The sequence below is a fragment of the Flagellimonas crocea genome (assembly GCF_033441595.1).
In the GTDB taxonomy this organism is placed as follows: domain Bacteria; phylum Bacteroidota; class Bacteroidia; order Flavobacteriales; family Flavobacteriaceae; genus Flagellimonas; species Flagellimonas crocea.
In genome coordinates, this window is the sequence record NZ_JAUZVX010000001.1 from 1089166 (window position 1) to 1110813 (window position 21648).

Here is a 21648-nt window from a genome sequence, read left to right on the forward strand (position 1 = left end):
CAAAAGATGATAAAATCAATCGAAAATATAGATCTTACTCCCAAACGTGGAAAGGAATACTGGGTAAACTGCCATAGGGAATGGCGTGAGGAGATCATTTACTTTCTTATGGTTGACCGGTTTCATGATAGCAATGCACGGCACTCAAAGAATTTCGATATCCGGCACCCTGGTTTCGGGAATGAAGATCAATTGCGAAAGCCCTTTGGCGGTACCCTTAAGGGGATCATCAACAACATTGACTATATCAAAAACTTGGGCTGTACGGCAATCTGGCTAAGCCCCGTGTTTGAAAACAATCCAGAGTCCTACCATGGCTATGCCATTCAGAATTATATGGATGTGGACAAACGCTGGGGCACAAAGAAAGACTTGGAAAAACTCGTTGACAAGGCACACGGGCTTGATATACGGGTCTTTTTGGATGTCGTTCTGCATCATTCTGGCGATAATTGGTCCTATCCCTTTGATTACAGCTATTATTATTTTAAAGGAGAGCGTTTTCCGTTGGGTGATTGGCGAGAAAAGGACAGACCGATACCCCTTGAACTGAGAAATCCCGAAATGTATAACCGTAAAGGGCAGATCAAGAATTTCGATGCGTATCCCGAGACCCAGGAAGGCGACTTCTTTACCTTAAAAACATTTCGGAACGATGGTTCCCCCGCCAGTGAAGACTTACAGGAGCTACTGGCCAAAATCCATTGTTACTGGATACGTGAGGTGGATGTTGATGGTTTTCGTTTGGATGCTGTCAAACATATGAAAGGGCAGGATACCAGCCGTTTTTGTTCGAGGATTCGGGAATATGCTTACTCTTTGGGCAAAAGAAACTTTTTCCTGTTCGGTGAAATTATCGGCAACGATGAAATGAGCAATCCCTATATAGGCCCTAAAGTACTGCCTGAAGACCGTAACATCTATTATGGGCTTGATTCTATCTTAGATCACCCCCTGCACAGTGTCCTGGCGGAAGTGATAAAGGGCAATTCATCACCGAACCTATTGATACGGCGCTATGAAGAACTGCGAAAGAATGCCCTTCACCGTGGCGAGTATGGCGAATTTCTGGTGACCTATATCGACGACCACGACCAGGTTGGGATGGATTTTAAGCACCGCTTTGGCCACAATGCCGCTCCCGAGCAAATTGTTGCGGGCATGGGCGTTCTCATTTGTGCCCTTGGCGCTCCATGTATTTATTACGGTACCGAACAAGGTTTTGAGGGCAACGGTACTGATGATCGGTATATCAGGGAGGGCATGTTCAATCCCGATGATAAGGAGACCAACGTATTGAACCAAAGGTCATGGCTATTCAAGAGAATTTCGGTCTTGGCACATCTTAGGCAAAGGGAAGCCATTCTAAAATTCGGTAGAATGTATTTTAGGGAAACTTCAGAAAATGGGCTCGATTTTCGGTTTCCAGATTGTGAACAATGTCTTTTGGCATTTTCAAGGATCCTTTATCAAGGAGAGATACTTGTCGTCTATAATTCTTCTCCAAAGAATACCAAAGAAGGATACGTAACCATAGATAACGCTATCAACAAAGAAAATCTTCTTATGGAATGTATCTATGGGAACAAGAAAAAAGTCAAAATCGAAAAAAACACAGCTTTAGAAACCGATCGCCTTTTCATCAAGGTAAAACTAAGACCCATGGAGTTTTTGATCTTCAAGAACAATTGGGTGTAAGAAAAAACGAGGTCGGGTTCGACATAGGATAATGAAACATGCAATGATGAAAATAGCGAAAAAGACCTTTTGGGCAGTATTGGCGATTGTGGCACTCATCATGTCGGTAGCGGGATACCAATACCTTACGGTCGCCGTAGCTCCTGAATATGATCCAGAAACCATGCCCTTGAACTATGAAATAGTGGGTTCGGGAGATAAAAACATGGTCTTGATCCATGGTCTGGCAGGTTCAAAAAACTATTGGAAAAGGGGTTTGGAACAAATTACCGGAACGCATAGACTTCTTTTGGTCGATTTGTTGGGCTTTGGCGACTCTCCCAAGCCCCAAAGCGAATATACCCTCGAAATTCAACTTACGGCCCTTGAAAAGGTCATCTCGGCAGAGGGGTTTGACAAAGGAGGGAGCCTTATTGTCGGTCATTCCATGGGAGCCATAATATCGCTGGCATTATTCGAAAAACATCCTAACTGGTTTAAGGGAGCGACCGTAATCGGCTTTCCCGTCTTTGAAAGAAGGGATCAATTTTTGGAACAGATGCCCGATGGTTCTTATTTTGATACGCTCGCCGTAGGCCGATATGGAAAATTGTTCTGTATGCTACACCCCTTATACATTGTTAAATGGTTCAAGCCCGAAAATCTGACCGATGACGTTTTTAAGGACTCAAAAAAACATACTTGGCAGAGCTATTACAATTCGTTGAACGAAGTAATTCTCAACACAAATTTATTTGTACTTGCCAAAAACATACGTGACCGGAAGATCCTCTTTATCCAAGGCACAGTCGATAAATTGGCACCCTACGTAAATGTAGAGAATTTTGCAAGTCCATTTACCAAGAGTAAGTTAATGCGTGTGGAGAATGGTGACCACCAACTCTTTCTAAAAGAGCCCTTTAAGGTTTGGAAAGCGATAAGCGATTTTTTTGATCATTAACCGCAATGAACAATATTGGAAGAAATGTAAGGACAAAATGAAAATGAAAGAACAAAAAAATCATATTGATCAACTCTACGGATTGATACACACTGATGTCGAGGGAATCGATGACCTTTTGGAACTTGCCCTGAACATTCGCTGGTCATGGAACCATGCCTCGGATAAACTATGGCAACAATTAGACCCCGAACTTTGGAAACTTACCCAAAATCCATGGGTAATCTTGCAGACCGTTTCACGCGACCGGCTTGAGGGGCATTTGAACGATCCAGAATTCCGGGCGAAAATCAAAAGCCTTTTGAATGAGAACGAAAAAGCACTATCGGCCCCGAACTGGTTTCAACAAAACTATGCCAAGACCCAGCTTAAGTGTGTTGCCTATTTCAGCATGGAGTATATGCTGAGCGAGGCACTGCCCATTTATGCAGGCGGCCTGGGCAACGTGGCCGGAGATCAGTTGAAATCGGCAAGTGACCTGGGCGTACCGGTCGTGGCCGTGGGGCTACTCTATGCCAAAGGGTATTTCCGTCAGGAAATCGACAAATTTGGCTCACAAAATGCATTGTTCCCGCACAATGACCCAGGGCAATTGCCCGTTACGCCCTTACGCCTACCCAACGGGGAGTGGCTTCGCATAAAGGTATCGTTGCCCGGTCACCCGCTATGGCTAAGGACATGGCAGGTACAGGTAGGAAGGTCAAAGCTATATCTATTGGATAGCAACGATGCCGCCAATTTGCCCCTCCATCGTGGTATTACCGACGAGCTATATGGAGGTGGCCCCGACCATCGCATAAAACAAGAGATTGTTCTGGGTATCGGGGGCTACAAATTACTTAAGGCCCTGAATATCCAGCCAGAAGTGTGCCATATGAACGAAGGCCATGCAGCCTTTCTCGTGCTGGAACGTGCCAGCGATTTTATGAAGATGAATGGAACTTCTTTTGAACGGGCACTTGCCGTTACCCGGGCAGGCAACCTGTTTACCACCCATACAGCGGTTGCTGCCGGTTTTGATCATTTCAGTCCAATGCTAATGGAACAGTTTCTTGGCCAATACGCCAAAAACGAATTGGGTATCGATTTCAATGACCTGATGGCCTTGGGCAGGGCAGATTCCAATAATCATTGGGAGAGCTTCAACATGGCCTATCTGGCCATTCGCGGTAGCGGTGCGGTGAACGGCGTCAGTCGTTTACACGGCGAGGTTAGCAGAAATCTTTTTCGAAATCTCTTTAAGCGATGGCCGATACAAGAAATACCTGTTGGCCATGTCACCAACGGGGTTCATATGCCCTCTTGGGATTCTGAATATGCGGACAAGGTATGGACAGCAGCCTGCGGAAAAGATCGCTGGCGGGGCGAACTCGATGACCATTCGGCACATATTTCTAAGCTATCCGACGGAAAACTTTGGGAGTTTAGGAACCAATCCAGAAATCGTCTTGTCGATTTTATAAGGGAAAGGTTTGAGAGACAGGCAATAGTCTCGGGCCTACCATCTGAAGTGGTCGAAATCGCCGACCAAGTTCTTGAGCCGGACACATTGACCTTGGGCTTTGCCCGCCGGTTTGTGCCTTACAAAAGACCGGATCTCTTATTGTACGATCCCGAACGTTTGGTCCGAATTCTGACCAATTCGGAACATCCGGTACAATTGGTTTTGGCCGGCAAAGCGCCCCCATTTGATGAAGTGGGAAAAGGGTTGATACAAAAGTGGGCGCAGTTCATCCAACAACATAATTTGTACAGGCATGTCCTTTTTCTAAGTGATTATGACATGCTGTTGACGGAAAATTTGGTCCAGGGCGTTGATGTATGGCTCAATACTCCGAGACGGCCCTGGGAAGCCAGTGGTACCAGTGGCATGAAAGTACTTGTAAACGGAGGCCTCAACTTATCGGAACTGGACGGTTGGTGGGCCGAGGCATTCACCCCAGAAGTGGGCTGGGCATTGGGTGATGGACAAGAACATGGTGATGACCCTGCTTTGGATGCTGCCGAGGCGATAGCTTTATATGAAATTCTGGAGCAACAAATAGTACCCGAATTTTATTCACGTAACAAAAAAGGCATCCCTGAACAGTGGGTAGGGAGAATGCGAAAAAGTATGGCGACCCTAACGCCCCGTTTTTCGACCAATCGAACGGTAAGGGAGTACACAGAACAATTTTATCTGCCTGCAGCAGAAAAATACAAGAGGCGTGCGGCAAAAAAGGGAGCTGCTGGAAAAAGGATTTTAGACACGCAAAACGAACTTATGAAAAGATGGGATACCATAAAATTCGGAAAAGTTCAGATTGAAAGTGAGCGCCGTAAACATCATGTTAGAGTACCCATTTGGCTGAATGGTATTGACCCCAAGCATATTCAGGTAGAACTGTTCGCAGAAGGTGTTAACGGCAAAAGGCCCGAAAGAAACACGATGAAATTTGATTGGATGGGCGAAGAAGGGCAACATAACTTTTATGCACAGCTAAATACTGACCGGCCAATTGATCACTACACGGTTCGTATTGCACCGAACTACGAAAGCATATCCGTGCCGTTGGAGAACAACTTGATACGATGGCAACATTAAAGAAAATTTCAAATAATCGGAGAAATGAAAACACTGGAATATCACGAAACCATATTAAAAAAGGTCAGCTTCGACAAGAGGTTGTTGAGGATGGAATTGAAAAAGGCCGTTCGCAATACCATTTGTTCCGAACAGCCGGCCCTTCTCGAATGGTGCGGGGAGCACCTTGGCGAGGAATACAAAAAAATGGCTGCCGATTTTATGGAAAACAATAGCTGTGCTTTTGAAGATAACGATAACCAATAAAATCACAAGTTAAAATGTACCTTCAAAAGCCACTCCTTTTAACAATCAGTGCCGGGCCATCAAATATTAGGTTCACAATGTATGAAATGGCAGAAAATCCCGTGAAGGAACTTTTTGGTGATATTCGTCACCTCGGATCCGGCAATGAGGTTTTCAGGGTTACCCACGTTAAAGGCAATGAAAGGGAAAATTCACGGATATACGCTCCTGGCTTTTATCAAGCGACCGTTTTTTTAATAGGTTGGCTAAAAAACCAACCCGGCTTCGATCGTATTGGTTACATAGGACACAAGATAACATATGGATTGAACTATCCTGGGCCGAAAGTAATCGATACCGCCCTATTGAACGAACTGAAACAAATTGCGGACTATAATATTCCTAACTGTCTTTCAACTGAGATTGAGATTGTTGAAACGTTCGCAATGCGATTTCCGGCCTTACAGCAGGTAGCTTTTTTTGATACCAGTTTTCTGGTGAACCTGCCCAAGGCTGCCAAGATACCCCCTTTCATTCCAAGGCATTTTGAACGGGCACGCACGCACGGGCATGGCTTTCATGGGCTATCGTTTTCCCATATCATGATGGAGCTTAAAAAAAGGATAGGTATTCAAAAAGCCAATGGAAGGCTCATTCTTGCACATCTTGGCAAAGAGGCCAGTATAACTGCCATCAAGGAGGGTAAGAGCATAGATGCCGGCATGGGGCTTACACCATTGGGTGGGTTCGTCATGGGTACAAGAAGCGGAGATTTAGATCTTGGCGATTTTGCGCATTTACTGAAAAAAGAACGGATGGGGTCAAAACAGCCCAACAGCTTAACAGATGATGAGGGCGGTTCGCCAAAAATCTCCGAAACAAGTACGAATATGCTTGATTTACTTTTAAAAGAAGATGTTGACCGAAGGGCAGCGGAAGCTGTAACTTCCTTCTGCTATCAAGTAAGAAAGTGGATCGGGGCGTTTACCGCTGTCTTGGGCGGTTTGGATGTGCTGGTTTTCTCGGGTGACATCGGTGAAAATTCCCCAATAATACGATCCAGGATTTGTCAAGGACTTGACTTTTTAGGTATTGGGCTCGATGAGGGACAAAACAGAAAAAATTCATCTAAAATCTCTAAAGAGCAAAGTAAAGTGCTGGTCATGGTAATTCATGCCGATGAAGAATTGGTTATTGCAGAGAGCTTGGCCAATCAATATTTTAAAGATAAAAGTTATGATAAAGTAATTTCACCCCAAAAGAGGGGAGGGCAAAAAAGGCCAAGGGTTTCCACTCGAAAAAATATTGACAAATTCACCATATGGGATGGGTAAAAAGAATATTCCGGTTTCCCTGTTCCGGTCCGGTGCTAAATATCCGTTTGTCAGAACGAAGCGTTGAAAACCGGGCTGGGTGATTTTCTTGTAATATACCTGTAAAAAATTATGAAGAATAAGAGTATGAAGACTATTAAACACATAGGCGTATTCACATCTGGGGGCGATTCCCCGGGAATGAACGCCGCCTTGCACGGGGTGGCCAAAACGGCTGAGATGAACAACCTAAGGCTCAGCGGTTTTAAAAAAGGTTACGAAGGCCTAATCGACGGTGACCTAGTACAGTTGGATTCCAGTCAACTGAAAAAGAACGTTCACAGAGGCGGCACATTGTTGAAAACAGCAAGGAGCAAGCGGTTTTTGACGCTGGAGGGAAGACAACGAGCTATGCAAATTCTTGAAACGAACAAGGTCGATGCCCTGATTGCTATTGGTGGTGATGGCACCTTCAAAGGGCTATTGGCATTTTCAGAAATCTGTGACCTGCCGTTCTTGGGCATTCCCGGCACCATCGATAATGATCTGGCAGGTACCGATTTTACACTCGGTTTCGATTCTGCAGTGAACACCGCAATTGAAAACATTGATAAGATCAGGGATACGGCGGAGTCCCATAATCGAATATTTCTGATAGAGGTAATGGGCAGGGACTGCGGGTATATTGCCATCCATTCCGGATTGGGTACGGGTGCAGATGCCATTTTGATACCTGAAAGTGGGCATGACTTTACTCAATTGTTGGAAAAGGCGGGAAGCTACGATCGTGAAGAGGCCTTTGTTGTGATTGTTTCAGAAGGGGATGAACTAGGGGTCGAGCCGGCAGCCAAAAAGATAAAGGAAATAAACCCTGAAGTGGACTTGCGCATTGCCAAACTGGGCCATGTACAACGCGGTGGAAACGCCTCGGCATTTGATCGAATGTTGGGCATACGGCTCGGCACTGCTGCCGTAGAGGCACTTTTACATGGAAGAAAGAATGTCATGGCGGGAATCTTGAACAACCAACTGAGCCTTACCCCGTTTGACCAAGTGGTAAAGGAACATCAAGTGAACGATGAACTGCGGAGTCTCTTGAAAATTTTCGGAAGCTAAAATTACAATGAAAAGAGCGTCGACCAACATAGCGATTATTTTCTTGCTGACTGCGGCTACCATAGTCTTCGAGATAAGTCTGTCAAGACTGTTCTCGTACCTTCTTAGTTTTCATTTCGTCCTCATTATCATTGCATTTTCCATACTGGGTTTGGGTATTGGCCAGATCACGTATGCCAAATATTCCAAGATGATTAATCATTCATGGCTTTGGTGGATGGCACTACCGTCCGTCACGATGTTTCTCAGTTTTGCCCTTTTGCTCAGCCTTTCACAACTGGGCGTTTCGTCGTCCACTGATTTTGGCCTGCCCATTTTTATATTCTTGTCAACTATTCCGTTCATGGCCATCGGAATAGTCTATGCCCATATTTTTGAAACGGATAATCGGCACTTGTCAACCTTATATGCCTTAGACCTTATAGGGGCGGCCACAGGTGCACTCACCTCCGTTTTTTTGCTCAACACGTTTGGCTTGGCACAGGTGGTGGCGATTGCTATAGGGTTACTGCTGCTGGCCCTGGTAGTAGCCTTGATAGCACACAAGAACCGTTATTCAAAAATACTGGCCCCCTTAGTGCTTGGCGTTATTTTTCTAATGGGATTTGCAAAAGATGCCCTGAACTTCACTATACCCGTTGCCAAAGACCCGTCCAAGGATTTGTACCGATTGATGGCCAACCCCGCTTTTAAAAGCGAAAAAATCGAAAGCCGCTGGAGTGCTTTTGGTCAGACGGATCTTGTAAAGTTCACATATCCTGATGGTACCGTGTCCAAATCAATGTTTATAGATGCTGCTGCGGGAACCAAAGTTATCGATATCGATGAACTTGCAAAGGATACTGTTAAAATGAGAAAAGTATTATCCGGATTTCCGGCCGTATTTGCTTTGAACTTTTTAAGCGAAAAGGAAAAGGATTCGGTGCTGATAATAGGTCCCGGTGGTGGAATAGATATTGCCACAACATACTTCATGGGCTTTAAATATATCGAGGCAGCAGAGGTCAACCCTTCCTTTGTAGCATTGATGGAAAAATACAATCCCTCTACCTTCCTCGATAAGGAGAACATAAAGGTACATGTGAACGAAGGAAGAAATTTCATAATTGAGAACAAGGGAAAATTTGATGCCATCATATTGACCATTCCGGTGACCAAAAGTTCAAGGGGCACCGATTTTTATGGACTTACCGAGAACTATCTGTTCACCATGGAGGCACTTGCCGATTATTTGGATGGTTTAACGGAAGACGGGGCCATCTATTTTACGATGCACGGAAGGCAGGAGGTATATAAAATGTTGGCGAACTTTTTGGAGCTCCAGGATCGGATGGGGGTCAATCAAATAGAGGCGTTAAAAAAGGTGTATATCTATTCCGACGAAATGAACCCTGTATTGGTCATTAAAAAGAACCCTTTTGAACAAAAAACAATGGAGGAGGCACATAATACCGCACACTATTATGGATTGGACAAGGAGCCGTTTTATTTTCCGTATATCAGACAGGAAAGTTTGGACACCATCGTGCAGAACGTAAACTATCAATGGTTCATGTTCGACAAACTGTTGTACGATATCTCCAACGGATCTTATGCGTATGATGAACTTTGGAAAGCCGCTTCCATAAACTTGAGTCCGGTTTCCGATGATTCCCCCTATTTTTTTAATTACAACAATGGCCTACCCGATGCCATGACCACCCCTTTATGGCTTGGTCTGTTCATCATCGGGTGGTTCATTTTCAATCATATGAACGGATGGAAATCGGTCTCTTTTTCAGAAAGCACCTCTTTATATATACGAAGAAAATTTAGGGCCTGGGCACTCGTTTCCTTTTTGTTGGGGTTCTCATATATCCTCGTACAGGGATATCTTTTTCAGGTACTCAACTTAAAACTTTCCAATCCATCACAGTCTTTTTCATTGCTGCTTTTTACATTTTTGTTGGGCAATGGCTTGGGCAGCCTTGTGACGGGGGCTTTCAAAAAAAATCTTTCCCGAAAGCTCATCACATACACGGTCTTGGTTATTTTGGTTTCCTTACTAACCGTTTACGTACTGCTCCCTATATGGTATAAACAACTATCTGAATTCTGGATCGCCCTATTTTTGCTGCTTCCGTCTTTCTTTATAGGAATCCCTTTTCCGGTATTGCTGAAAAAGGCCTCCTCCCTGAAAGAGAAGAAAAGCATTCCCTATTTATTGGGTATATCAAGCGTGGCAGGCGTTGCCGCCTCGATCTTTGCCGTTGTCATTTCCATCCTTTACGGTTATAGATTTGTATTCCTTCTTGCCCTGTTAGGATACGGTTTGGTGATAGTGCTGGCGTACAGATCAAAAACCCTTAAAATACAGAACACATGAAAAAATGGTCCCTCTTTATTGGAAGCTATGCGGGCATCAAGGTCTTCGTCCACTGGACGTTTTGGATCATTGTCGGATGGATATTCATGATGCATTTTGAAATGGGCCATGGTTGGACAGAAGGCATAAAGGGAGCATTTTTCATCATCGTTCTCTTTGCCTGCGTTGTCCTACACGAATTTGGCCATGCGCTCGCGGCCAAAAAATATAATATCCCAACGCGTGATATTACGCTCTATCCCATTGGTGGCGTCGCCAGTCTCAATAGAATGCCGGATAAACCTGCCCAGGAACTGGTGGTGGCACTGGCCGGCCCTGTAGTAAATATTGTGATTGCCGGGACCCTTTTTGTTCTTCTCTACGTTAACGATGAACTGTTGCCAATTTCGAAAATAGACCACATGAGCGGTGAAGATTTCTGGTTTAACATCATGGCTGCGAATTTGATCCTAGCGGTCTTTAATTTGATACCAGCTTTTCCAATGGACGGTGGAAGAGTGTTGAGGGCACTATTGGCATTCAGGTTAGATAAGCTGAAAGCAACGACCATTGCCGCACGGGTAGGCCAGTTTTTAGCCATAGTATTCGTTTTTCTTGGTTTTTTCTCTAATTTCTGGTTGGTTTTTATTGGCCTGTTCATCTATCTAGGTGCCGGAGTCGAGCAAATGCACGAAAGTGGCAAATCTGCTCTGGTCGGATTTACCGTAAAGGATGTTTTGATTGCACAATATACCTGTTTATCGCCCACGGAAACCTTGGGAAACCTGGTGCAGATATTGCAAAGTACCCAAGAAGAGGTTTTTTTGGTCACAGAAAATAATCATGTGCATGGCGTGCTGACACGAAAGGACCTGATCAAGGGGCTTTCCTCATATGGCAATGATTCCTATGTATCCGATCTTATGAGAAAAGATTTTGTAACAGTAGACACAAATATGCCCCTACAGCAGGTGTACGAAAAGCTCATGTCTAACAATTCCCAGTTTGCCACGGTCTTGGATGACGGGCAGCTGAAAGGAATTGTGACCCTGAAAGGAATTAATGAAATGATAATAGTTACAAGGGAAAGAAAAAAATAATGCAAACACATCAAAACATAAGTGAGCTATTAAGCCCCTACATTCTGGGGGTACTCCTAAGCACGGGTATAGGTCTTATCCTTGGACTGGAAAGGGAATATGACAAGCTAAAGGATGAGCAGGGGTTTGCCGGTATTCGAACATTTCCGATAACGGCCATTATCGGTTTTATGTTGGGCAGTTTGAACGAGACTTATACCTCTTGGCTTGTCATTGTTAGTTTGGCGACCATTATTTTGTTCTTTGCCATCAGCCATTTGTCCATTGTGCAGAAACATTCCATGACCGGTAATACCACAAATCTCGCTTTGATTGCCACATTTATTCTTGGTGTTATGGTTTCGGGCCATTTGTACAAAGAGTCTATTGCCACGGCCGTAATTGTGGTTACGTTGTTATCCCTAAAGACCACCTTCCGCTCGTTCATAAAGAATATCACATCCGAAGAACTGTTTGCCTTTATCAAATTCTCAATCATTGCACTTTTGATATTACCGTTTCTGCCCGATAAGGATTATGGGCCAGAGGGCCTTCTGAACCCTTTTGAGATAGGGGCTATTATAGTCATTGTTTCCTTTTTGAACTTTATCGGCTACTTTTTGGTCAAATATGTTGGATCAAAAAAGGGAATCTTGTTGACGGCTATTCTGGGCGGTTTAATATCGAGTACGGCGGTAGCTTGGATCTATGCCTCCAGAAGTAAGGAGTCTCCCGAGCTTTCAAAAAAATACGCAGCGGGTATCATTATAGCATCGGCGATTATGTTCCCTAGACTTGCGGCTCTTGCCTATATTTTCAATATTGCTATCCTGAGCTATCTTACAATTCCCTTTGCCCTGCTTACGGTGGTCTGTCTCGTAGCTTCCCTGCTTTTGATACGGAAGGATGACGATCAGCCGAACACCGACATCAATTTGGGAAATCCACTTAACATCTGGAATGCGATCGGTTTTGGCGGCATCTATGTGGCCATCCTGTTCTCGGTTTTTTATGGAAACAAATTTTTTGGCGAAAGTGGTCTTTATTATTCGGCATTGATAGCAGGTTTGGCCGATACCGATGCCATAACCATCAGTATGGCAAAATTTGCCTTGCAGAATGAAAAGCTGATTTTGGCATCGAATGTCATCATTGCAGCGACCCTGAGCAATATGACCGTGAAATTGGGCATTGCCTTTTTCAAAGGCTCTCAAAAAACAGGGCGACTAGTGGGCTATGCCTTTGGGGCGGTCGTCCTTCTTGGCATCCTTTATATTGTACTTAATTCTTGGATAAATTGAGATTTTAATAGCAGAAACCAAAATGAACACAACAGTATATAGCACACACAAGTTTGAAGAACATTATCTAATTCAAGCAAATAATAATAAACATCAATTAATACTACTTGATGTTCGATTGACAGAAGAAACGGCTGTTCTAGCTAAAGGTTCTAAAACAGTTAGCTTATTTACAGGTGATGATGCCTCAAAGAATGTACTAAAAAAACTAAAAGTCATTGGCGTAGAAAATATCGCATTGCGTTCGGCTGGTTTTAATCATGTTGATTTGGCAGCAGTTACCGAATTGGACATAAAAGTAGCTAGGGTTCCTGCCTATTCCCCCTATGCCATTGCCGAACACACCATAGCGTTGATACTTGCATTGAACAGAAAACTGGTTAGGGCCCACAATAGGGTCAGGGATATGAATTTCTCGCTGAACGGACTCACAGGGTTCGACCTGAACGGCAAAACGGTCGGGGTATTGGGCACGGGAAAAATTGGTGCGGTCCTGGTCAAAATACTATATGGTTTTGGCTGTAAGATACTGGCATACGACCTAGAGGAGGATAAGGAATTGAAAGAAATGTATGGTGTACGATTCACTGACTGCCAAACACTCTGCAGCGAATCGGACATCATAAGCCTCCACGTTCCCTTAACCCCCGAAACGAGGCATATCATCAGTGCCGAACAAATCGAACGCATGAAAAAAGGGGTAATGCTTATCAATACGAGCAGGGGCGCGCTGGTCGATACCAAAGCGGTCATAGAGGGACTGAAATCAAGGAAAATCGGCTATTTCGGTATTGATGTGTATGAAGAGGAAGAAGGGCTGTTCTTTGAAGACCACTCCGACGAGATTTTACAAGATGATGTAATTGCCCGATTAATGACCTTTCCCAATGTCTTGATTACCAGTCACCAGGCTTTTTTGACCAATACGGCTTTGACCAACATTGCTGAAACCACCATTTATAACATTGATTGTTTCGAAAATGGAACCGTTTCAGGAAATGAAATAAAAACGAAGTGAAACAACCCATAAAATCATAGTTAAGATGAAAAACATATTGGTACCCACAGACTTTTCAGAGAACTGCAATAAGGCGGCGGAGTTTGGAATCAAGATGGCCAAGCTCTTCGAGGCAGAAATCCATTTTTTCCATTTGCTGAAAACACCGGTGGATTGGGTAAAATTGGATAAGCAAAAAGAAAAGCGATATCCGGAGACCCTCAAAAAAATTGGGGCAGCAAAAGCCTCATTACGTGCATTGGAAAAAAAGGCCGAACAAGAAAACCTGAAATGTCAGACCTTTTTGCAATTTCAGGTGGACCAGGAAAACATACTGAAACATTCTGGCCATTATGACCATGATTTCATTATTGCGGGCAGTAGTGGCACCAAGGGCATTGTACGGGAACTTTTGGGAAGCAACGTCGAACGTTTGGTAAGAAGATCTGATGTTCCGGTCATTGTGGTAAAAGAAGATGATGTAAGGTTTCCTTTCAAGGATATCGTCTTCGTTTCAGATTTTGTGGAGGATGTGGGCAATGCCTTTAAAGAGGTACTATCCATCGCAGTAAAATGCAATGCAAAAATTCACCTTTTGCGCATCAATACAGAATCGGACCGTAACAGTATTGCCCTCGGCCTAGACCCTATTCGAAAGTTTTTGGAGGGTTTTCCCAAACTCAAGAATTTCTCTATGAACGTCTATAACGAAATGACGGTGGAGACGGGCATCAACACTTATTTGAAGCAAAACAAAGCTGACCTGATCGCCATGCGCACACATGGCAATACAGGTTTTTTGAGTTTGTTCTCAAAAAGTATAGCTGAAGGGGTTGCAAACCATTCATCACTGCCGGTAATGACTATCAAAATTTGAAAAGTATAACACTATGTCCGATAGCTTAGGTCAAATACGAGAAATAGCCTTCTACAAATTATTGTTGGACAGAACGGTATTGCCCCTGGTTACCATTTTGGGAATAGGCATCCTGTATGTCGTTTTGATGTCGATGATAGACCACCCCTCTTTTCCATTCCACATAATTATCGTTGCGGCAGCACTTGGAAAGACCATTGTGATAACGGCAACTACCCTGAAACGCTTGTCAAAATTGATCAAGATCTGTCATTCATTGGAGAGATTGCTTTGGGTTTTTGGATTGATTATCATCATTAGCATTTTCTCCTATGCGACCGACTATGCTTGTCTTTTCCAATTTAACCATACCACATTTGAAGGCGTTCCTGATTATTCGAACTCGTATCTCTACAATTTGTATCACTTTTTTTATTTCAGTGTGATCACATTTTCAACGGTGGGCTACGGCGATATTGTTCCTACTTCAGACGTAGCCAGATTTGTTGTCATGCTCGAAATATTCCTAACCTTTTTCTTGGTCGTCTTTGCTTTGGCCAATATTAAAAAAATACACATTAATGGATAAGATAACAATTATAAAAGCAAGCGGCGAGAAGGCACCTTTTCAAATGGAAAAAGTAAGGCGGTCATTGGAACGGGCCGGTGCGAATGAAATAACAATTAATGAGATTGTCAAAAATATTGAGGACATCGTTTTCGACGGAATGACCACCAAGAAGATATATCAAATGGCCTTTAAGATGTTGAAAAGGAAATCTCGGGTAAGCGCATCAAAATACAAACTCAAAAAAGCGCTGATGGAACTGGGGCCTTCAGGCTACCCCTTTGAAAAGTTTGTCGGCAAATTGCTGGAACACGAAGGATTTCAGACACAAGTCAGTAGCATCATACAGGGAAGCTGTGTGACCCATGAAGTAGATGTCATTGCCCAAAAGGATAAGAAACATTATATGATTGAATGCAAATACCATAGCGACCAAGGCAGGTTTTGCAATGTCAAGATTCCACTATATATACATTCAAGATTTTTGGATGTCGAAAAACAATGGGAAAAACAGCAAGGCCACAAAACAAAGTTTCATCAGGGTGGAGTGTACACCAACACCCGTTTTACAACTGATGCTATACAATATGGCACCTGTGTTGGGCTGATGCTTACAAGTTGGGATTATCCGGAAGGAAACGGTCTGAAAGAACGCATAGACAAATCCGGCCTACATCCCTTAACCTCTTTAACAACCTTGACGAAGGCCGAGAAATCCAAATTATTGGATAAAGGCATTGTGCTCTGCAAAGAGCTTCACGAAACACCTACTTTGCTAAATGAAATCGGAATAGATAAAACAAGGCACAAAAAGATTTTGGAGGATTCCGAAGCACTGTGCAAAAACCATTAAAAAAATAAAATCTTAAAAATAACTATCATGAAAACAGAAGAATTAAAGAAACAAAAGAGTATTGATTTAGAACCATTTTACGAAGCATTGGAAGATGACCCAAAACTGCTTGAAGAAGCCTTGGAAATACTATTGGAAATGGTAAACTTTGAACCTTCATCCATTAAAAAGTTAGCCCTTTTTATCAAAGAGGATTCGCGAAATCTTTATAATGAAATAGTAGAGTTGTACAAATCGACTCAAGACAAAAGTAACACACCTTCTTGCTGTGGTGGCCACTAAAAAAATATTATAAAAATGAAAAATAATAAAATAAACATCCATTTTTTGGGAGCGGTTGGTACAGTAACCGGTTCCAAATATTTAGTGGATACTGGAAACAAAAAAATACTGATTGACTGTGGATTGTTTCAAGGCTTAAAAGAGTTACGTCTCAAAAACTGGGAATATCTCCCTGTGAACGTTTCAGAGATTGATGTGGTTTTGCTCACACACGGCCATATGGACCACACAGGCTATCTACCAAGATTGGTCAAACAAGGATTTAATGGTTTTATTTACGGTACAAATCCAACCTTGGATATTGCCAAAATCATTCTGAACGATAGTGCTAAAATACAGGAACAGGAAGCCGAACGTGCCAACAAAGAAGGTTATTCCAAGCACAGTCCAGCAGAGCCACTATACGATTTAAAGGATGTTGAAAAAACCGTTCCACATTTTAAGGGCGTTCCGCAATCACAATGGATACCATTGTTTGATGGCATAAAAGCCCGTTTCCAATACAATGGACATATTTTGGGAGCAACTTACATCGATTTGGATGTACATGGAAAACGCTATGTCTTTTCAGGAGATATAGGTAGAACCCATGATTTACTCTTATACCCACCATTAAACCCGAAAAAGGCCGATGTACTGTTTATTGAATCCACTTATGGCGGAAGATTTCATCCAGAGGAAGAAGAAGCCATTCCACAGATTGAAAAACTGGTCAATGACACCCTTGATAGAGGTGGCAGTCTATTTGTCCCAAGCTTTTCGGTAGAACGTGCCCAACTTATGATGCTTATTTTTTGGAGATTGCTCAAGGAAAATAAAATACCAAAAGTACAAATGATAATGGACAGCCCAATGGGCGCTAATGTACTGGAACTCTTCCATCGCACAAGAGATTGGCACAGATTAGAGGACAATGAATGTGATGAAATGTGTTCACATTTCACGGTTGTAAGTAGTTATCGGGAAACTATGGAATTAAGAACCGACAACAAACCAAAAATTGTGATTGCTGGGAGTGGTATGCTAACTGGTGGAAGAATGCTCAATTATTTGGAGACACAAGCGCAAAACCCAAATAACACCTTACTTTTTGTAGGATATCAAGCCGAAGGAACGCGTGGTAGAAAATTATTGGAAGGTGAAAAAGAACTAAAAGTGTATGGAAAATGGGTGCCATTTCATATGCAGGTAGCTGAGATTGAGGGACTATCTGCACACGCAGACCACACAGAACTTATGGATTGGATGAGTGAGATACTAAACAAACCAAAGCGGATTTTCATAGTGCACGGTGAAAAAGAAAGTGCAGAAGCATTACAAAAAGGCATCGAGGAAACGTATGGTTGGGACGCTGAAATACCAGAATTATATAGCATTGAAGAAATAGAATAAACTATGGAACAACATTCAAACATATTAAAATACAAGCATCTAGGAATTTATACCCAAAACGAAAATGTAGTGTATATGCGTGAGGATTGCCACGTATGCATTTCAGAGGGCTTTGAGGCATTGACCAGAATTAGGGTTTCCACCGCAACCCATTCCATTGTCGCAAGCCTTAACGTTATAAACTCAGATATCCTGCTACCTAATGAAATAGGTCTATCAGACGCTGCTGCAAAAAAGTTGAATGTTTCCGACAATGACACGTTGTACGTTTCCCATTTGGAACCTATCGAATCGTTAAGCCACGTCAGGGCAAAAATCTATAACCAAAAACTGGATTACAACGCCTACAATCAAATTATCACGGACATCGTTGAAGGCGACTATTCCAACATCCATCTTTCAGCATTTATAACAGCCTGTGCAGGTGACCGAATGGATATTGATGAAATATCCGACCTCACAAAAGCTATGATTACCTCTGGAAAGCAATTGAATTGGAATAAAGAAATCGTTGTTGATAAACATTGTATTGGCGGATTACCAGGCAATAGAACCACTCCATTGGTAGTAGCCATAGTTGCTGCGTACGGACTTACAATGCCCAAAACATCATCCCGTGCTATTACATCCCCGGCAGGTACTGCAGACACCATGGAAGTGCTTACAAATGTAACTCTTTCTGCTGACGAGATAGAGACCGTAGTAAATCAAGAAGGTGGCTGTTTTGTTTGGGGCGGTACTGCCCAACTAAGTCCCGCAGATGATGTGCTCATTAAAATTGAAAAAGCATTGGATATTGATAGTGAAGGCCAACTCATAGCCTCGGTATTATCTAAAAAGGCAGCAGCAGGTTCTACTCACGTTGTTATTGATATACCTGTGGGTGAAACGGCCAAGGTACGAAGTATGGAAATGGCTAAAAAACTACAAAACCATATGGAAACTGTAGGCAATGCCATTGACCTAAATGTAAAAGTAATTATAACAGATGGCTCGCAGCCTGTAGGTTATGGCATCGGACCAACTTTAGAAGCTATCGATATATTGAATGTGCTAAAAAATGAAGAAAATGCACCCAAAGACCTAAAAGAACGTGTTATACTGTTGGCTGGAGAACTGTTAGAACTTTCAGGAAAGGTCGAAAAAGGAAAAGGAATGGAAACTGCCAAAGAGATACTTACATCTGGAAAGGCCTACGAAAAATTTCTTGCCATTTGTAAAGCCCAGGGGCGTTTTACACAACCTGTTTTGGCACCTTATAAAACAGAAATCAGAGCGGAGACTTCCGGTATTTTAAAGCGTATTGACAATAGAAAGATAGCGAAGCTCGCAAAACTTTCAGGCGCACCCCAATCTAAATCTGCAGGAATTTTATTGAATGTTCATTTAAACGATAGTGTTGAGAAAGACCAACTATTGTACACCCTTTATGCAGAATCGCAGGGCGAACTTCATTATGCTTTGGAATATAAAAACAACCACAATGACATTATAACCATAATTTAGATACTATTATGAAAACAATTTTATTCAGTCTTCCGGGAAATGAGGAACTGGTAGAACTTTTAGCAACAAAAATGGATGCTGAAGTAGGCAAAGCTACCTTGCGAAAATTTCCTGATGGAGAATCATACACACGTATTCTGTCTGACGTTAAGGACAAATGTGTCGTACTCGTCTGCACGTTGCACGAACCAGACGAAAAACTATTGCCACTCTATTTTTTAAGCCATACTGCAAAATCGCTTGGTGCGATGTGTACTTGTTTGGTAGCACCGTATCTTGCTTATATGCGGCAAGACAAAATCTTTAATGAAGGTGAAGGTGTAACTTCTGGTTTCTTTGGGAAGTTGATTTCAGGATTTGCCGATAGCATTACCACCGTAGACCCTCATTTGCATAGAATAAGCTCTTTGGGAGAAGTATATCATATTCCCAACAAGGTAATTCACGCAGCAGATGCAATTTCAGAATGGATAAAGAAAAATATCAAAAACCCGGTATTGATTGGTCCCGATTCAGAAAGTGAGCAATGGGTTTCACAGGTTGCAAAAAACGCAGGAGCACCATTTACTGTGTTGCAAAAAGTACGTCACGGTGACCGTAATGTTGAAGTTTCTGTTCCTGACGTGGACAAATACAAAGATGCCACACCTATTTTGGTTGATGATATTATTTCTACAGCACGCACCATGATTGAAACTGTCGGTCATCTAAAAAAAGCAGGAATGAAACCACCTATTTGTGTTGGTATCCACGCAGTTTTTTCAGGAAATGCTTATCAGGATTTATTGGATTCAGGTGTAGAAAAAATAGTGACTTGCAATACCATTCCACATCCTTCAAATGCTATAGATTTAAGTGATATACTGGCAAAAGAAGTAAAGAAATTGATGCAACATATATGAAAAAACAAAGCTTCATACTGTTTTTTATTCTATCCATAATAACAATGAATGGACAGACTGAAATGCTCATTGGGCAGATTTCAGGCAGAACTATAGTAAGGGAAAATTTTGATAAAGATGGTATGCTGCTTAACAAACAAACGTTTAAAGCAGGAAAAATAATAAAAGAAGATAGGTATTATCAGATTGAGGTGATAACTGAACTGTTTAATGATAAAGAGAAATCAGAAGAAAAGTACACAACAACGTATCGTTGCAAACCAGATGAAGCCAGTATTATGGTAATGGCATTTCCCTTTGCTAAACCAAACTCAAAGGAAACCGAAATCAATACCAACTCTATAAATTTTAAAGAAATATACGATTTGGATAACCTTGAGGATATTGAACTAAAAATGAGTTTTGATTCGGGCTTGCTGAATTTCTTCGGTTCAAAAAGCATCATAAAGATTTACGACAGAAAATTGGAGGGTGGTCAAAACAAGATTAAATCAAAAATCAACATTAAGGCCTATGCATTGGGTATTCGCATTAAGCAACTTGATTATGATGTAGTAGAAAAGTTAAGCGATAATGGTTTGTTGACCTTTCAAAAATTTACAGAAGCGGATGGTAGCTATTTTATAATGAATTACAAATAAGAAAAAATGAAAAATTACGATACCCTTTCTGAAGCCATAAACGACTTGCAAGCAAATGGTTATACCTATGATTTCAACTTGAAACCGGAATGCTTGGAATGTGCTTCATTAAAAATTGAGATACATCCCGAAGACTTTAAAGTGGATAAGACCTATCGCTTTGAAGGAATGAGTAGTACCGATGATAATAGCGTTTTATATGCAATTTCGGCAAAAGATGGGATAAAAGGTCTTTTAGTAGATGCCTATGGCGTATATGCTGAAAATATCTCGGAAGCAATGCGAAGAAAATTACGATAAAACTGTAACCTATGATAGACTTAAATACAATTTCAACCCTTCCTCCCGCAGGTAGCTCAAAAAAACAATCCAAAAAAAGATTGTTAGGGATACGGGAAGAACTTTTTGAGCTTCAGAACAAATTTTATGCCGATGGGCGCTTTGGCTTGTTGATTATTTTGCAGGGAATGGATACTTCTGGAAAAGACGGTACGATTCGTAATGCGCTTAAGGGCATGAATCCACAGGGTGTTCATGTAAAATCATTCAAAAAGCCGACCGAAGAGGAGCTCAGGCACGACTTTCTGTGGAGGGTCTATCCGCACTTTCCCCAAAAGGGCATGATACAAGTTTTTAACCGCTCGTATTATGAAGATATCCTGGTACCCAAGGTTACCAATTCCCTCGAAGAAGAAATACTTGAACACCGTTGCAAGCTATTAAAATATATGGAACAGCATCTTAGGCAAAATAACATTCATGTACTCAAATTTTTTCTTCATATCTCCAAAGAAGAACAGAAAGAACGTATCAAAGAAAGACAGACCAAACCTTATAAACGCTGGAAATATAGTGCCGAAGACGAAAAAGCGGCCAGCCAATGGGAAGTTTACAGAGAGGCTTATAATATGTTAATGAACAACTGCAACGACCCTCAATGGCACATTATTGCAGCCGACAAACGTTGGTACCGCAACTATTGCGTTGCCAAAATAGTATTGGAACACCTTAAAAAACATAATTTAACATATCCAAATACCTAAAAATAGAA

20 protein-coding genes are annotated in these 21648 nt (G+C 42.2%); all 20 read left to right on the plus strand.

Annotation, left to right across the window (positions count from 1 at the left end; genetic code table 11):
• Positions 1-6: 6 nt before the first annotated feature.
• The 20 genes from SD449_RS04960 to SD449_RS05055 all read left to right on the plus strand — a co-directional run bounded on the left by SD449_RS04960 (position 7) and on the right by SD449_RS05055 (position 21640).
• Positions 7-1698, plus strand: a complete 1692-nt coding sequence (locus tag SD449_RS04960) for an alpha-amylase family glycosyl hydrolase (RefSeq protein ID WP_318309137.1) — start codon at positions 7-9, stop codon at positions 1696-1698.
• Positions 1699-1729: 31 nt separating this feature from the next.
• On the plus strand, positions 1730-2638 hold the full coding sequence (locus SD449_RS04965; protein WP_318309139.1) for an alpha/beta fold hydrolase: 909 nt from the start codon (positions 1730-1732) through the stop codon (positions 2636-2638).
• Positions 2639-2681: 43 nt separating this feature from the next.
• Complete coding sequence (glgP, locus tag SD449_RS04970) at positions 2682-5222, plus strand: alpha-glucan family phosphorylase (RefSeq protein ID WP_318309141.1); 2541 nt, start codon at positions 2682-2684, stop codon at positions 5220-5222.
• A 24-nt stretch (positions 5223-5246) separates the two neighbouring features.
• A complete protein-coding gene (locus SD449_RS04975) occupies positions 5247-5468 on the plus strand; it encodes a hypothetical protein (RefSeq protein ID WP_318309142.1) in 222 nt (73 codons plus the stop codon).
• A gap of 14 nt (positions 5469-5482) precedes the next feature.
• The gene (locus tag SD449_RS04980; protein ID WP_318309143.1) at positions 5483-6781 is read left to right on the plus strand and encodes a hypothetical protein; all 1299 of its coding nucleotides are present in this window, start codon (positions 5483-5485) and stop codon (positions 6779-6781) included.
• Positions 6782-6907: 126 nt separating this feature from the next.
• Positions 6908-7876, plus strand: coding sequence for a 6-phosphofructokinase (locus SD449_RS04985; RefSeq protein WP_036385910.1), 969 nt, complete (start codon positions 6908-6910; stop codon positions 7874-7876).
• A 7-nt stretch (positions 7877-7883) separates the two neighbouring features.
• On the plus strand, positions 7884-10241 hold the full coding sequence (locus SD449_RS04990; protein WP_147378302.1) for a hypothetical protein: 2358 nt from the start codon (positions 7884-7886) through the stop codon (positions 10239-10241).
• Positions 10238-11320, plus strand: coding sequence for a site-2 protease family protein (locus SD449_RS04995; RefSeq protein WP_036378954.1), 1083 nt, complete (start codon positions 10238-10240; stop codon positions 11318-11320). The genes SD449_RS04990 and SD449_RS04995 overlap by 4 nt, the downstream gene beginning before the upstream one ends.
• Positions 11320-12600: an MgtC/SapB family protein gene (locus tag SD449_RS05000; protein WP_236640884.1), complete on the plus strand. Its 1281-nt coding sequence runs from the start codon at positions 11320-11322 to the stop codon at positions 12598-12600. Before SD449_RS04995 ends, SD449_RS05000 begins: the two co-directional genes overlap by 1 nt.
• Positions 12601-12622: 22 nt before the next feature.
• Positions 12623-13618 (plus strand): 2-hydroxyacid dehydrogenase, encoded by a 996-nt coding sequence (locus tag SD449_RS05005; protein ID WP_036378959.1) that lies wholly within the window; start codon positions 12623-12625, stop codon positions 13616-13618.
• 25 nt (positions 13619-13643) lie between these two features.
• Positions 13644-14474: a universal stress protein gene (locus tag SD449_RS05010; protein ID WP_036378961.1), complete on the plus strand. Its 831-nt coding sequence runs from the start codon at positions 13644-13646 to the stop codon at positions 14472-14474.
• A gap of 13 nt (positions 14475-14487) precedes the next feature.
• Positions 14488-15042, plus strand: coding sequence for a potassium channel family protein (locus SD449_RS05015; RefSeq protein ID WP_318309147.1), 555 nt, complete (start codon positions 14488-14490; stop codon positions 15040-15042).
• Positions 15035-15874, plus strand: a complete 840-nt coding sequence (locus SD449_RS05020; RefSeq protein WP_036378964.1) for an ATP cone domain-containing protein — start codon at positions 15035-15037, stop codon at positions 15872-15874. Before SD449_RS05015 ends, SD449_RS05020 begins: the two co-directional genes overlap by 8 nt.
• 27 nt (positions 15875-15901) lie before the next feature.
• Positions 15902-16156, plus strand: coding sequence for a hypothetical protein (locus tag SD449_RS05025; RefSeq protein ID WP_136565982.1), 255 nt, complete (start codon positions 15902-15904; stop codon positions 16154-16156).
• Between the two features lie 15 nt (positions 16157-16171).
• Positions 16172-17548, plus strand: coding sequence for an MBL fold metallo-hydrolase (locus SD449_RS05030; RefSeq protein WP_318309148.1), 1377 nt, complete (start codon positions 16172-16174; stop codon positions 17546-17548).
• Between the two features lie 3 nt (positions 17549-17551).
• Entirely contained in the window at positions 17552-19054 is a 1503-nt protein-coding gene (locus SD449_RS05035) for a thymidine phosphorylase family protein (protein ID WP_318309150.1), read from the plus strand.
• Positions 19055-19062: 8 nt separating this feature from the next.
• A complete protein-coding gene (locus SD449_RS05040; protein ID WP_318309151.1) occupies positions 19063-19956 on the plus strand; it encodes a ribose-phosphate pyrophosphokinase in 894 nt (297 codons plus the stop codon).
• Between the two features lie 44 nt (positions 19957-20000).
• A complete protein-coding gene (locus tag SD449_RS05045; protein ID WP_318309153.1) occupies positions 20001-20597 on the plus strand; it encodes a hypothetical protein in 597 nt (198 codons plus the stop codon).
• Between the two features lie 6 nt (positions 20598-20603).
• Entirely contained in the window at positions 20604-20897 is a 294-nt protein-coding gene (locus SD449_RS05050) for a phosphoribosylpyrophosphate synthetase (protein ID WP_318309154.1), read from the plus strand.
• Positions 20898-20908: 11 nt separating this feature from the next.
• The gene (locus tag SD449_RS05055; RefSeq protein ID WP_036378977.1) at positions 20909-21640 is read left to right on the plus strand and encodes a PPK2 family polyphosphate kinase; all 732 of its coding nucleotides are present in this window, start codon (positions 20909-20911) and stop codon (positions 21638-21640) included.
• Positions 21641-21648: the final 8 nt, after the last annotated feature.

What these genes read in the sequence shown, in the direction of transcription:
- SD449_RS05035 (WP_318309150.1), top strand. Translation starts at nt 17,552, where the DNA reads ATGGAACAACATTCAAACATATTAAAATACAAGCATCTAGGAATTTAT.
- SD449_RS04980 (WP_318309143.1), top strand. Translation starts at nt 5,483, where the DNA reads ATGTACCTTCAAAAGCCACTCCTTTTAACAATCAGTGCCGGGCCATCA.
- SD449_RS05045 (WP_318309153.1), top strand. Translation starts at nt 20,001, where the DNA reads ATGAATGGACAGACTGAAATGCTCATTGGGCAGATTTCAGGCAGAACT.
- SD449_RS04965 (WP_318309139.1), top strand. Translation starts at nt 1,730, where the DNA reads ATGAAACATGCAATGATGAAAATAGCGAAAAAGACCTTTTGGGCAGTA.
- SD449_RS05030 (WP_318309148.1), top strand. Translation starts at nt 16,172, where the DNA reads ATGAAAAATAATAAAATAAACATCCATTTTTTGGGAGCGGTTGGTACA.
- SD449_RS05025 (WP_136565982.1), top strand. Translation starts at nt 15,902, where the DNA reads ATGAAAACAGAAGAATTAAAGAAACAAAAGAGTATTGATTTAGAACCA.
- SD449_RS04995 (WP_036378954.1), top strand. Translation starts at nt 10,238, where the DNA reads ATGAAAAAATGGTCCCTCTTTATTGGAAGCTATGCGGGCATCAAGGTC.
- SD449_RS05000 (WP_236640884.1), top strand. Translation starts at nt 11,320, where the DNA reads ATGCAAACACATCAAAACATAAGTGAGCTATTAAGCCCCTACATTCTG.
- SD449_RS05015 (WP_318309147.1), top strand. Translation starts at nt 14,488, where the DNA reads ATGTCCGATAGCTTAGGTCAAATACGAGAAATAGCCTTCTACAAATTA.
- SD449_RS05040 (WP_318309151.1), top strand. Translation starts at nt 19,063, where the DNA reads ATGAAAACAATTTTATTCAGTCTTCCGGGAAATGAGGAACTGGTAGAA.
- SD449_RS05050 (WP_318309154.1), top strand. Translation starts at nt 20,604, where the DNA reads ATGAAAAATTACGATACCCTTTCTGAAGCCATAAACGACTTGCAAGCA.
- SD449_RS04985 (WP_036385910.1), top strand. Translation starts at nt 6,908, where the DNA reads ATGAAGACTATTAAACACATAGGCGTATTCACATCTGGGGGCGATTCC.
- SD449_RS04975 (WP_318309142.1), top strand. Translation starts at nt 5,247, where the DNA reads ATGAAAACACTGGAATATCACGAAACCATATTAAAAAAGGTCAGCTTC.
- SD449_RS04960 (WP_318309137.1), top strand. Translation starts at nt 7, where the DNA reads ATGATAAAATCAATCGAAAATATAGATCTTACTCCCAAACGTGGAAAG.
- SD449_RS05010 (WP_036378961.1), top strand. Translation starts at nt 13,644, where the DNA reads ATGAAAAACATATTGGTACCCACAGACTTTTCAGAGAACTGCAATAAG.
- SD449_RS05020 (WP_036378964.1), top strand. Translation starts at nt 15,035, where the DNA reads ATGGATAAGATAACAATTATAAAAGCAAGCGGCGAGAAGGCACCTTTT.
- SD449_RS05055 (WP_036378977.1), top strand. Translation starts at nt 20,909, where the DNA reads ATGATAGACTTAAATACAATTTCAACCCTTCCTCCCGCAGGTAGCTCA.
- glgP (WP_318309141.1), top strand. Translation starts at nt 2,682, where the DNA reads ATGAAAGAACAAAAAAATCATATTGATCAACTCTACGGATTGATACAC.
- SD449_RS04990 (WP_147378302.1), top strand. Translation starts at nt 7,884, where the DNA reads ATGAAAAGAGCGTCGACCAACATAGCGATTATTTTCTTGCTGACTGCG.
- SD449_RS05005 (WP_036378959.1), top strand. Translation starts at nt 12,623, where the DNA reads ATGAACACAACAGTATATAGCACACACAAGTTTGAAGAACATTATCTA.